Annotated in this window: 7 protein-coding genes and 1 pseudogene; 4 read left to right on the top strand and 4 right to left on the bottom strand. The window is 61.8% G+C overall.

Annotation, left to right across the window (positions count from 1 at the left end; all coding sequences use genetic code 11):
* Window positions 1-83: 83 nt before the first annotated feature.
* A pseudogene (locus ACK3CV_RS13770) lies at window positions 84-1,409 on the top strand (hemagglutinin repeat-containing protein); the annotation flags it as partial.
* A 287-nt stretch (window positions 1,410-1,696) separates the two neighbouring features.
* On the opposite strand, the gene ACK3CV_RS13765 reads toward ACK3CV_RS13770, so the two are convergent.
* Window positions 1,697-3,763, bottom strand: coding sequence for a carbon starvation CstA family protein (locus ACK3CV_RS13765; RefSeq protein WP_164040385.1), 2,067 nt, complete (start codon window positions 3,761-3,763; stop codon window positions 1,697-1,699).
* A gap of 385 nt (window positions 3,764-4,148) precedes the next feature.
* Between ACK3CV_RS13765 and ACK3CV_RS13760 the strand changes: the two genes are divergently transcribed.
* Both ACK3CV_RS13760 and ACK3CV_RS13755 read left to right on the top strand, forming a co-directional pair.
* Window positions 4,149-5,312: a M20 aminoacylase family protein gene (locus ACK3CV_RS13760; RefSeq protein WP_164040387.1), complete on the top strand. Its 1,164-nt coding sequence runs from the start codon at window positions 4,149-4,151 to the stop codon at window positions 5,310-5,312.
* 30 nt (window positions 5,313-5,342) lie between these two features.
* Complete coding sequence (locus tag ACK3CV_RS13755; RefSeq protein ID WP_489009865.1) at window positions 5,343-6,653, top strand: MFS transporter; 1,311 nt, start codon at window positions 5,343-5,345, stop codon at window positions 6,651-6,653.
* A gap of 75 nt (window positions 6,654-6,728) precedes the next feature.
* On the opposite strand, the gene ACK3CV_RS13750 is transcribed toward ACK3CV_RS13755, so the two are convergent.
* Window positions 6,729-8,663, bottom strand: a complete 1,935-nt coding sequence (locus ACK3CV_RS13750; RefSeq protein WP_049212556.1) for an exoribonuclease II — start codon at window positions 8,661-8,663, stop codon at window positions 6,729-6,731.
* A gap of 187 nt (window positions 8,664-8,850) precedes the next feature.
* Window positions 8,851-9,378, bottom strand: a complete 528-nt coding sequence (gene gloA, locus ACK3CV_RS13745; RefSeq protein WP_004930603.1) for a lactoylglutathione lyase — start codon at window positions 9,376-9,378, stop codon at window positions 8,851-8,853.
* A 99-nt stretch (window positions 9,379-9,477) separates the two neighbouring features.
* On the opposite strand from gloA, the gene ACK3CV_RS13740 reads away from it, so the two are divergent.
* The gene (locus ACK3CV_RS13740; RefSeq protein WP_033648464.1) at window positions 9,478-10,332 is read left to right on the top strand and encodes a LysR family transcriptional regulator; all 855 of its coding nucleotides are present in this window, start codon (window positions 9,478-9,480) and stop codon (window positions 10,330-10,332) included.
* A gap of 15 nt (window positions 10,333-10,347) precedes the next feature.
* Here ACK3CV_RS13740 and ACK3CV_RS13735 read toward each other — a convergent pair whose 3' ends face one another.
* Window positions 10,348-12,654, bottom strand: coding sequence for an FdhF/YdeP family oxidoreductase (locus ACK3CV_RS13735; RefSeq protein WP_164040389.1), 2,307 nt, complete (start codon window positions 12,652-12,654; stop codon window positions 10,348-10,350).
* Between the last annotated feature and the right edge of the window lie 195 nt (window positions 12,655-12,849).

Here is a 12,849-nt window from a genome sequence, read left to right as displayed (position 1 = left end):
TATGGCTTCGTCAGTGACGACAGTGTTCCAGAGTGTGTGATGCTGAAACGTCAGTTGTCATGAGGACCGGGGTAAACTCGAGTGTAGTGATCGCGTCTGCTGAGGCGAAAAACGCCGCTGCCGGCTTGCAGCCGGGAGACGAAGGTGCGGCGCAGGGCGCCACCAATACGGTGGGTATCAGCGCCTCCTACGGCAGCCAATCGTCGAAAAGCGAAACCCGCACCGACAGCCGCCAGTCGCAGGGCAGCACGCTCACCGCCGGGCAAAACCTGTCGATAACGGCGAGCGGCAAGAACCACAACGCGCAAAGTGGCGATATCGTCGTCACCGGCAGCCAGCTGAAAGCGGGCAAAGATCTGTCGCTCGATGCGGCGCGGGACATTACCCTGCAGTCGGCGCAGAACCGCGAAAGCACCGTCGGCAAAAACAGCAGCAAAGGCGGCAACGTCGGTGTCGGCATCGGCGCAGGCTCTGGCGGTTATGGCATCAGCGTCTCGGCCGGCGTCAATGCCGGCAAGGGGCATGAGAACGGCAACGGCCTGACGCATGCCGAAACCACCCTGGATGCCGGCAGTAATCTCAAGGTGACCAGCGGCCGCGACACCCGGCTTACCGGCGCGCAGGCCAGCGGAGAAAAAGTCACCGTCGACGTGGGCCGTAACCTTCGGCTTGAAAGCGAACAGGACAGCGACCGTTATGACGCCAAACAGCAAAACGCCAGTGCGGGCGGCAGCTTCACCTTCGGCTCGATGACCGGCTCAGCCAACGTGAGCGCCAGTAAGGACAAACTGCACAGCAACTTCGACTCGGTAAAAGAGCAGACCGGGCTGTTTGCCGGCCAAGGCGGGTATGACGTCAAGGTCAAAGAACATACCCAGCTCGACGGCGCTGTGATTGCAAGCCAAGCGGACAAAGAGAAAAACCGCCTCGATACCGGCACTTTGGGCTGGACGGACATCCACAACCAGGCGGACTACAGCGCGACGCACAGCGGCGGGTCATTCAGCACCGGCGGGCCGGTGGGCAAGGATCTGCTGACCAACATGGGCGGCGGCATGCTGTCGGGCGCCAACCACAGCGGGCACGCCGAGGGCACGACAAAGGCCGGGGTTAGCGAAGGTACGCTGATAGTTCGCGACACCGGCAAACAGCAGCAGGATGTGGCGCAGCTGAACCGGGATACCGAGCATGCCAACGCCGGCAGCATCAGCCCGATATTCAACAAGGAGAAGGAGCAAAACCGGCTCAAACAGGCGCAGCTTATCGGCGAGATTGGCGGCCAGGCGATGGACGTCATCCGCACGCAGGGGGATATCGCCGGGCTGAAGGCACAGAAAGACCCGGCGGCGCTGGCGCAGGCCAGGGAACAGCTTGAGAAGAGCGGCAAACCGACGAACGATGCGGCGGTGATGCAGCGGGCATGCGACAACACGATGCGGCAATACGGCACCGGCAGCGACCTGCGGAAGGCGGCGCAGGCGGTAACGGGGGCGCTGACGGCGCTGGCGGACTATAACTTGGCGGGCGCACTGGCGAGCGGTGCTTCGCCGTACCTGGCGACGGAAATCAATAAACGGGTTGGTGAAGAGAATATTCCTGGGGGCGACATCTTCAGACAAACTGTCGTCCGTTAACGGCCCAACCCCTTAAGCAGTGCTCTGCTCAAGAGGCCGGCCGTTTCTCCTAACGGCGAGACTCAGCCGCGGCCGGTCTCCTCCCGCAGCGCGGCGCTGACCTCATGCGTCGTCGGCTGTTCGGAGCGCAACGCCCGGCGGATCGCGAAGAAGGCGGCGATCAGCATGGTCACCGCCACCAGCATAAAGAACCCGCACAGCGCGGCGTTGATTTGGTTGCTGAATACGATGGTTTCCATGTCTTTCAGCGATTTGGCCGGCGCAATGATCGTGCCTTGCTCGATGCCGGTGGAAAATTTCTTCGCCTGCGCCAGGAAGCCGATGCTCGGTTTCTCATGGAAGATCTTCTGCCAGCCGGCGGTCATGGAGGTGACGAACAGCCAGGCGGTCGGCAGAATGGTGACCCAGGCGTAACGCTGTTTTTTCATTTTGAACAGCACCACGGTGCCGAGGATCAGCGCCATTGACGCCAGCATCTGGTTGCCGATGCCGAACAGCGGCCACAGGGTATTGATGCCGCCGAGCGGATCGACCACGCCCTGATACACGAAGAAGCCCCAGCCGGCCACCGCCACCGTGGTGCCCGCCAGGTTGCCGAACCACGAACGGTTGTTGGCCAGCTGCGGCACCGCCACGCCCACCAGATCCTGCACCATAAAGCGGCAGGCGCGGGTGCCGGCGTCGACGGCGGTCAGAATGAACAGCGCTTCGAACAGAATGGCGAAGTGGTACCAGAAGGCCATCATCGCCCGGCTGTTGAACACCTCGCTGATGATGTGTGCCATGCCCACGGCGAAGGTCGGGGCGCCGCCGGCGCGCGACAGGATGGAGTTCTCACCCACCTCTTTGGCGATCAGCGCCAGCGTTTCCGGCGTGACGATAAAGCCCCAGCTGTTGATGACCTGCGAAGCATTTTCCACCGTGGTGCCGATCAGCGCCGCCGGCGAGTTCATGGCGAAGTAAACGCCCGGATCCAGCACCGAAGCGCAGATCAGCGCCATGATGGCGACGAAAGACTCCATCAGCATGGCGCCGTAACCGATAAAGCGGATGTGGCTTTCGCGCTCCACCAGCTTGGGCGTGGTGCCGCTGGAGACCAGCGCGTGGAAGCCGGAAATGGCGCCGCAGGCGATGGTGATGAACAGGAACGGGAACAGGGCGCCGGCGAACACCGGGCCGCTGCCGTCGATGAAGCGCGAAACCGCCGGCATTTTCATCTCCGGCATGGCGAAGACGATGCCGATGGCCAGGCCGATGATGACGCCGATTTTCATAAAGGTGGAAAGGTAGTCGCGCGGCGCCAGCAGCAGCCACACCGGCAGCACCGAAGCGACGAAGCCGTAGATCACCAGCACCCAGGTCAGGGTAGTGCCGTGCAGCGTGAAGAACGGCCCCCAGTAGGGATCTTGCGCCACGTTGCCGCCGTAAATGATCGCCAGCAGCATCAGCACGAAGCCAATCACCGAAATTTCAGCGATCTTACCCGGCCGGATAAAACGCATGTAGATGCCCATGAACAGCGCGATCGGGATGGTGGCGGCGATGGTGAATAGCCCCCACGGGCTGTCGGCCAGCGCTTTTACCACCACCAGCGCCAGCGCCGACAGGATGATGATCATCACCCCCAGCGCGCCGAGCATGGTGATCACCCCGGCGAAGGCGCCCAACTCTTGCTTGGCCATTTCCCCCAGCGAACGCCCGTCGCGGCGCGTGGAAATGAACAGCACCAGGAAATCCTGCACCGCGCCGGCCAGCATGACGCCGACCAGGATCCAGATGGTCCCCGGCAGGAAGCCCATCTGCGCGGCCAGAATCGGCCCCACCAGCGGGCCGGCGCCGGCGATGGCGGCGAAGTGGTGGCCGAACAGCACCCATTTGTTGGTGGGCACATAGTCCAGGCCGTCGTTGCGGCGTTCGGCCGGGGTCAGACGGCGGTCGTCCAGTTCAAAGACCTTGTCGGCAATGAACCGGCTGTAGAAGCGGTAGGCGATGCTGTAGCAGGCGACGGCGGCGATCACCAGCCAGACGGCGTTGACGTGTTCGCCGCGGCTGAGCGCCAGCATGGCGAAGGCGAAGGCGCCGACCAACGCCACCAGCAGCCAGATAAGTCCGGACCTGATGTTTTTCATGAAACAACTCCTTGGCGTACAGAGGTAAAAATCGACGTTGTTATTTGGAATGACGTTTTAACAGTAGAAGTTTTGCCGCTGAACCGCGGCAGGTCGGATGAGAAATGTGAAGCAGGTGGGGTTTTAGTGTAAAAACAAAGTGATGAAACAGCGTTGGCGCAGGCTACCGCCCACAGAATCCCGGGCAGTTATTCATTCTGCATTTTCGCGGCGCGTACAGCGAATCATTGTCGTTTTTTATCTGGATACGGCGTCTGGCGGATTATTATTTTATCTGTCGAGGCGAGCCGAAATAAAATTATTCATGCCGTGTTATACCTTTATTTTCACCCTCAGGTTTATTCATTCACCAAATAAATAATAAAATCACGAAAGGAATGTAATTATGATAAATAAAATCATCGAAGGGTATTTACCGCAGCTCACGGCTATTCGGCACGATATTCATCAGCACCCCGAATTGGGTTTCGAAGAGTTTCGCACCAGCGATCTGGTCGCGGATTATCTGAGTTCGTGGGGTTATGAGGTGCACCGCGGATTGGCGGGCACCGGCGTGGTGGGCACGCTGCGGGCGGGCGACGGCGTGAAAAGCCTCGGGCTGCGCGCCGATATGGATGCCTTGCCGATCGAGGAGAACACCGGCAAACCCTGGAGCAGCAGCGTGGCCAACCGCATGCACGCCTGCGGCCATGACGGCCATACCACCATGCTGCTCGGCGCCGCCCGTTACCTGGCGCATACGCGCAACTTCAACGGCACGCTGCACCTGATTTTCCAACCGGCGGAAGAGATGCTGAACGGCGGCGCGCGCATGGTGGAACAGGGGCTGTTCGAGCGCTTCCCCTGCGACGCCATCTTCGCCATGCACAACATGCCGGGCATGCCGCTCGGTGAGTTCTTTTTCCAGCATGGCCCGTTTATGGCCTCGATGGATCAGTTCAACGTGCGGGTGCAGGGGCGTGGCGGCCACGGCGCCATCCCGCAGCTGACGATCGATCCGGTGCTGGTGGCCTCGCATATCACCGTTTCCCTGCAGAGCATCGTCTCGCGCAATATCGATCCGCTGGAAGCGGCGGTGATCACCGTTGGCAGTATCAAGGCCGGTGAGGCGGCCAACGTGATCCCGGACAGCGCGGAGATGAAGCTCAGCGTGCGCTCGCTGGATCGCCAGGCGCGCGCCACCTTGCTGGCGCGCATTCCGGCGCTGATCGAGGCGCAGGCGGCAAGCTTCGGCGCTCACGCGGTGGTGGAACATGTTAACGGCACGCCGGTGCTGGTCAACGACGAAGGGATAACCCGTTTCGCCCACCGCGTGGCACAGCAGCAGTTCGGCGCCGCCCGCGCGCACTATGGCGCCCGGCCGCTGATGGGCAGCGAAGATTTCGCCTTCATGCTCGATGCGCACCCGCAGGGTTGTTACCTGATCATCGGCAACGGCGATGGCGAAGGCAGCTGCATGGTGCATAACCCGGGATATGACTTTAACGACGGCTGTCTGGTGGCCGGCAGCCATTATTGGGCAGCGTTGGCGAAAGCGTATTTAAAATAAACGCGAAAAATAATAACAGGGAAGATAATGATGAGTGAAAATACGGCTGAAACTCAAACGGCAATAATATCGGCTCCGAACGCCAGCGGCAAAAAGGTCATATTCGCCGCCTCCTTCGGTAATGCGCTGGAGTTTTTTGACTTCGGTATTTATAACTTCTTCGTTATTTACATCAGCGTATTGTTCTTTCCACCGTCCAGCGATCCGCATTTGGCATTGCTGTTGGCGTTCGCGACGTTTGGCGTCAGCTTCTTCATGCGGCCGCTGGGCGGCATTCTGATTGGCGCCTATGCCGATCGCTGCGGCCGCAAACCGGCGATGATCCTGACGATTTCCTTGATGAGCCTGGGCACGGCGATGATCGGCTTTGCGCCGACCTACGCCAGCGCCGGCTACTGGGGAACCGTCACCTTGGTAGCGGCGCGCCTGATCCAGGGCGTGGCGGCGGGCGGCGAAGTAGGGGCGTCGATGTCGTTGCTGGTGGAGTCGGCGCCGCCCAACCGGCGCGGCTTCTATTCCAGCTGGTCGTTGGCGACGCAGGGCATCGCCACCGTGGTTGGCGGCGTCACCGCGCTGGCGCTCAGCGCGGCCTTGCCGGTGCATTCCGGCGAGCCGAACGCCATGGCCGAGTGGGGATGGCATATTCCTTTCTTTATCGGCGTGGCGCTGGCGCCGCTCGGTTGCTGGCTGCGTCTCGGGCTGGAGAGCGATCGGCCGTCGGTGCCGCGGGCGCACGAGCCACCCGCGCAGTTGCGCAAGCACTCGCGGGCGGTGGTGCTCGGCGTGATGCTGACCATCGGCGCCACCGTCGCCACCTACATCTCGATGTATTATCTCGGCACCTACGCGGTGAAATACTTGGGGATGGCGCAGGCCTACGGCTATGCCGCGATGCTGCTGGCGGGACTTGTCACCTTCGGCGGCAGCCTGCTGGTCGGGCACTGGTGCGATCGTTACGGCCGCTTGCCGCTGATCCGTTGGTCGCGGATCGCAATTCTGATCGTGGCCCTGCCGGCGTTTTGGTGGCTGAGCGCGGTGCCGCATCCGGCGGTGCTGTTGCTGATTGTCGCGCTGCTGGTCGGGTTGACCACGCTCGGTTCGGTGCCGACCATGCTGATGATTTCGGAGCTGTTCCCGCAGCGCATTCGCGCTTTGGGGTTTGCCTTGGTCTACAGCCTCGGGGTGGCGATCTTCGGCGGTTTTGCCCAGTACATCGCCTCGCAGTCGATCGCGCTGAGCGGCTCGCTGCTGGCGCCCGCCGTCTATTTGATGCTGGCGACGCTGGCTTCGCTGGCGGTGCTGCCGCTGCTGCGCGAAACCGGCGGCGAGCCGCTGCGCTAGCCGGAATGAGGCGAAAAAAAACGCCGGCGGTTTTCACCGTCGGCGTTTGGCGCTGCTACCGTTTCAGGTTGGCGTTCAGGCCGCAGGGCGGGCGATCACGCTGCGGGTTTCCATGCGCACTTCGGCGATGGTGACCTGCAAGGTGTCGCTCTGGCGGTAAACCACTTCACCCTTGATTTGCACGGTGCCTGTTTCCTGGCTGCACTGCATCTCGTCGCGCACCGCGTGAATAAACGGCGCCGGAATGAAGGCAACCGCGCCGTTGTCCAGCAGGCGCACGCGCAGGCCGCCGCGGGTCACGTCGATGATCTCGGCGTTGAAGCGGGTATCGGTACCGGCCTTGTCCTGCAGGAAGCGAGCGTACAGCCAGTCGCCGACGTCGCGCTCCGCCATGCGGTTCAGGCGGCGGCGTTCCGCCAGCTGCACCGTCACGTCATCCTGCGGTTTTTCCGCCGGCTGCTGGTTGATGATCGCCTTCAGCAGGCGATGGTTGACCATATCGCCGTATTTACGGATCGGCGATGTCCAGGTGGCGTAAGCCTCCAGCCCCAGACCGAAGTGTGGCCCCGGCGTGGTGCTGATCTCCGCGAAGGTCTGGAAGCGGCGGATGCGGCTGTCGAGGAACTGGGTCGGCTGCGCGTCCAGGTGGCGGCGCAGTTCGCAGAAACCGTCGAGGGTCAGCAGCTTGTCGGCTTCGGCTTCCACGCCGTTGGCCTGCAATACGGTGACCGCTTGCTCGACCAGCGCAGGATCGAAACCGGTGTGCACGTTGTACACGCCGAAGCCCAGGCGATCGCGCAGCACGATGGCGGCGCAGACGTTGGCGGCGATCATGCACTCTTCAACGATGCGGTTAGCGCTGCGGCGCTGTTCGGTAACGATCTCGAGCACGTCGCCTTTTTCACCCAGCACGAAGCGGTAGTCCGGGCGATCTTTAAACACCAGCGCATGCTGGTGGCGCCAGGCGTTGCGCGCGTCGCAAACGCGTTTCAGCAGGGTGATTTGTTGCGCGATGGCGTCGCTCGGCGGCTGCCAGCCGGCAATGCCTTCCAGCCAGTCGGAGACTTCGTCGTACACCAGTTTGGCTTTGGATTCGATCTCGGCGGCGAAGAACTGGATATCTTCGCCCAGCGCGCCGTCGGCGGCGATGGTCACGCGGCAAGCCAGCACCTGGCGGCGCTCGTTAGGGCGCAGCGAGCACAGGTTGTCCGACAGATCGCGCGGCAGCATCGGGATGTTGAAGCCCGGCAGGTAGTTGGTGAAGGCGCGCACGCGGGCGATATCGTCCAGCTTGCTGCCTTGTTCGACGTAGGCGGTCGGATCGGCGATGGCGATGGTCAACTGCAGCGAACCGTCGCCGTTGTCGGTCACGTACAGCGCATCGTCCATGTCTTCAGTGCTGGCGCTGTCGATGGTGACGAATTCGAGCGCGGTCAGATCTTCACGCGCCGATGCGGCGGCCGGTTCGCTGAGAGCCAGCATCTCCGGCGCCTCTTTTTCCAGGTTGTGACGCGCCAGCGTCACCCACCACGGGGCGAAATGGTCTTCACCGTCGGTGATAAACTGGGTCAGATCGGCGTTGAAGCCGCGATCGCCTTTCAGCGGATGACGGCGCATTTCCGCCACCGCCCAGTCGCCGGCCTGGAAGTTGTGGGTCAATTCACGCACCGGGCGGCACGGAATCGCCTCTTTCAGCAACGGATGATCGGGCACGATGGACAGACGGTCGTCGCGCTTTTGCACGCGGCCGACAAAGCGCGACAGGAACGGCTCGACCAGGGTTTCCGGCTCGGCGATTTCGCGCTCTTTCTCGGTGTGCAGGGTGGCGATAATGCGATCCCCGTGCATGACTTTCTTCATGTACGGCGGAGGAATGAAGTAACTTTTTTGACCGTCTACTTCAAGAAAGCCAAAGCCTTTCTCAGTCCCTTTCACGACGCCTTCAACGCGCGGGGTTTGAGAGTGAAGTTGCTGTTTAAGCTGCGCCAGCAGCGGGTTATCTTGAAACATATCGTCCAGTGAATGGGTTGTGAGTGGCAAGATTTGCGGCTGACAGTTTTACGCGAATCACCCGCTGCGAGCAAGCCTAACGTCACTGAACCCCGCGTTGCCGCGCGATTTTGCGCAAGATTGGTCAATCGAAACGCTATCGATGAAAAAACCCGGCGCGAGGGCCGGGGTGGAGGGCGGGTGACCGTCAGTCTTGCAGCGGCGTCGGCTGCAGGATTTCAATCCAGTAATCGTCCGGATCGCGAATGAACGCCACGTAGTTCATGCGGCCTTCATGCAGGCGTTTCTGGAAGGTGACGCCGAGGCGCTCAAACCGCTCGCAGGCGGCGCGCACGTCCGGCACCGTGACGCACAGGTGGCCAAAGCCGCGCGGCTCGCCGTTGCCGTTGTGATAGTGGAAATCCGCCTGATTTTCGGTGCCGTGGTTATGGGTCAGCTCGAGAATGCCCGGCTGGCTCAGCGCCCAGCGTTTGCGCTCGTCGTCGTCCTGCGGGATTTGCTCGCGCGGGCTGCGCGTCAGGTAGCAGATGGTGAAGGCGGCTTCTTCGAACGTTTCCAGATAGACCGGGGTAAAGCCCAGCACGCGGGTGTAGAAATCCAGCGCCTTGGTCAGATCCTTCACGCGGATCATGGTGTGGTTGAACACGTAACCGTCGGTTACCGCATCCGGTTGGGCCGCCACGCCGGGCAGCGTCAGTAGGTCATTCAGTGGCATCAGAGATCCTCCTCAGGGTGTCGGCAGACTGTAGGTGAAATCGATGCTAATCTAAAGTGATTGTTTTTAACTAAAACACTAACTAAAAGTGAATAATAGATGAAGCTGAGCCAGCTGAAGTTTTTCTGCACCGTAGTGGAACATAAAACCATCGCCGCCGCCGCGCGCGAGCTGCACTGCGTGCCTTCCAACGTCACGCTGCGGCTGCGCGAGCTGGAGGAGTCGTTGGGCGGCGAGCTGTTTTTCCGCGACAAGAACCGGCTGTACGTCAATCCCAAAGGGCGGCTGTTCTACCAGCAGGCGCGCGACATTGTGGCGCAGGCGGAGCGCAGCAAGCAGCTGTTCGCCGGCGAACACCAACATGGGCTGCTGAACCTCGGGGCGCTGGATTTCTCGCTGGTCAGCCATTTGCCGGCGCGCATTGCCCGGCTGCGCCGTTTACAGCCTCATCTGCACATCAACGTGCTGAGCCGCGACTCGCTGGTGCTGGAACGCATGTTGATCGACAGCGATCTCGATCTGGCGATCACCGACGGCCCGATAGAACATCCGCTGCTGGCCAGCCAAAAGGCATTCGACGAACGGCTGGTATTGCTGATGCCGGCCGATGCCGGGGAACCCGACGCCGCCACGCTGGCGCCGCTGGAGTTTTACACCTTCAGCCGCGAATGTTCGTTTCGCCTGAAGGTCGATCACTGGCTGGCCTCGCGCGGGCTGAAACCGCGCATGACGCTGGAAATGGAGTCTTATGCCGCGATGGCGGCCTGCGTGCAGGCCGGTTGTGGCGTCGCCTGCGTACCCGGTTCGTTGCTGCCGCTGATCTTGCCGGCGCCGGGGCTGAAGGTGGTGGAAATGGGTGAGGAGGGGGTGAGCGACCTGTACTTCGTCTGGCGACGGCATCAGCTGTCCGACGAATTGCAGACCATCCTGGCGATATTGGCGCGCCCGGGGTGAACCGGGCGCGCGTTTTCAGGCGATGCGCAGCGAAGGTTGCTGTTCGCTGCGGCGGATCACCACCGGAATCGACTTCGAAGTCGGCGTGCCGGTACCGTCGCCGAAGCTGGCCAGCGGCACCAGCGGGTTGGTTTCCGGGTAGTAGGCCGCCAGGTTGCCACGCGGAATGTCGTAACTCACCAGCTTGAACCCGTCCACTTTACGCACCACGCCATCGTTCCACAGGGTTTCAATCTCTACCCGTTCGCCATCCTGCAGGCCCAGCGCCGCCAGATCCTCCGGATGGATGAACAACACTTCGCGTTGGCCGTAAACGCCGCGATAACGGTCATCCAGGCCATAGATGGTGGTGTTGTACTGATCGTGCGAGCGCAGCGTCTGCAGGGTAAACGGCGCTTGCTTGCCGCCCAGCTGCGGGAACAGGGTGGTCGGCAGCGCGGCGGCGCTGAATTCTGCCTTGCCGCTTGGCGTGGCGAAGCGCAGTTCGGCGGCGGCATTGCCCAGGTAGAAACCGCCGGGCTGGTCGCAGCGCCGGTTGAAATCCTCAAAGCCGGGAATGGTGGCGGCGATATGATCGCGGATCAGCGAGTAGTCGTCGGCCAGTTCCAGCCAGTCCAACTGCCGGGTGCCCAGCACCGCGTCGGCGATGCCGCAGACGATCGCCGTCTCCGAACGTTGGGTCTCCGCCAGCGGTTTGCCGATGCCTTCCGAGGCGTGCACCATGCTGAACGAATCCTCGACCGTAATGTACTGCGAGCCGCTGGCCTGCATGTCCAGTTCGGTGCGGCCGAGCGTCGGCAGGATAAGCGCGTCTTTGCCGGTCACCAGGTGGCTGCGGTTAAGCTTGGTGCTGATATGCACCGTCAAATCGCAGTTGCGCAGGGCGCGGGCGGTGCGCTCGGTGTCCGGCGCCGCGGCGGCCAGGTTGCCGCCCAGCGCGATCAGCACTTTCACTTCGCCGCGCAGCATCGCTTCGATCGCTTCCACCGTGTTGTGGCCCAGCGCGCGGTTGGCGGTAAAGTTAAAGTGGCGCTCCAGGCTGTCGAGCAGCGCTTTGGGCGACTTCTCGTCGATCCCCATGGTGCGGTTACCCTGGACGTTGCTGTGGCCGCGTACCGGGCACAGGCCGGCGCCCGGTTTGCCCAGTTGCCCGAACAGCAGCTGCAGGTTGGTGATTTCACGCACCGTCGCAATAGAGTGTTTATGCTGCGTCACGCCCATCGCCCAGGTGCAGATCACCCGTTCGGCGCCCTGATAGGTGGCCGCCGCCTGGCGCAGCTGCGCCTCGCTCAGGCCCGACTGCGCGGTAATGGTCTGCCACTCGGTGGCGTCCACCTGCGCCAGATAAGCCTCTACGCCGACGCTGTGCCGCTCGATAAACGCCAGGTCGAACAGGGCGGGCTCGCCGGCGGCCAGACGCTGGCGGTGGGTTTCCAGCAGGGCTTTCACCATGCCGCGCACCGCCGCCATATCACCGCCCAGATTCGGTTGGTAATAGGAAGAGCTGATCGGCGAGGATTTTGGCGTCAGCATCTGTACCGGATCCTGCGGATCGGCGAACCTTTCCAGCCCACGTTCGCGCAGGGTGTTGAAGCTGACGATGCGCGCGCCGCGTCGGGCGGCGTTTTTCAGGCTGTGCAGCATGCGCGGGTGGTTGGTGCCGGGGTTTTGACCGAACACGAAGATGGCATCGGCCTTTTCGAAGTCATCGATGCGGATGGTGCCTTTGCCGACGCCGATGCTCTGTTTCAGCCCGACGCCGCTCGCCTCGTGGCACATATTGGAGCAGTCGGGGAAATTGCTGGTGCCGAGCATGCGGCCGAACAGCTGATAAAGGTACGACGCTTCGTTGCTGGCGCGGCCCGAAGTATACAGCTCGATCTGGTTCGGGTTGTCCATGCCGTTGATGTGCTTGGCGATCAGCGCCAGCGCGTCCGGCCAATGGATAGGCTCATAGTGATCGGTTTCGGCGTTGTAGCGCATCGGATGGGTGAGGCGCCCCTGATACTCGAGGAAGTAGTCGCTTTGCTGCTGCAGGGTGCTGACGCTGTGGGCGGCGAAGAACTCTGGCTCGACGGCGCTGCGCGTCGCTTCCCAACTGACCGCTTTGGCGCCGTTTTCGCAGAAGCTGAAGGTGCTGTGGTTGTCGTCGCCCCAGGCGCAGCCTGGGCAGTCGAAGCCGCGAGCCTTGTTGACGCGCATCAGGTTGCGCATGTTTTTGAGCGTTTGTTTACTGTCGAGGACAAAGCGGGTGGTGGCTTCAAGCGAACCCCAGCCGCCCGCCGGGCCGGTGTAAGGCTTGATTGACGGTTTAAATTTCATGATGACACTTCGCAGGTGGTTGTAGCTAAAAAGTAAACGCTTTTTTATGCGTCTTGCGTATTTATGTCACAAGTTTAGGGGGGCTGCCGGGTGGCGTCTAATCGAATGGGGCAATGGCGGCATAGAGCTTATCTATCGCCGGCGGGCGATGACGTAAACAAATGGTTGCATAAAGACACCCGCTGCAAAAGAGTA

It is taken from the genome of Serratia sp. TSO36, from assembly GCF_057808395.1.
Note: the sequence above shows the minus strand (reverse complement) of the source record. Positions and strands in the feature narration are given on the sequence as shown.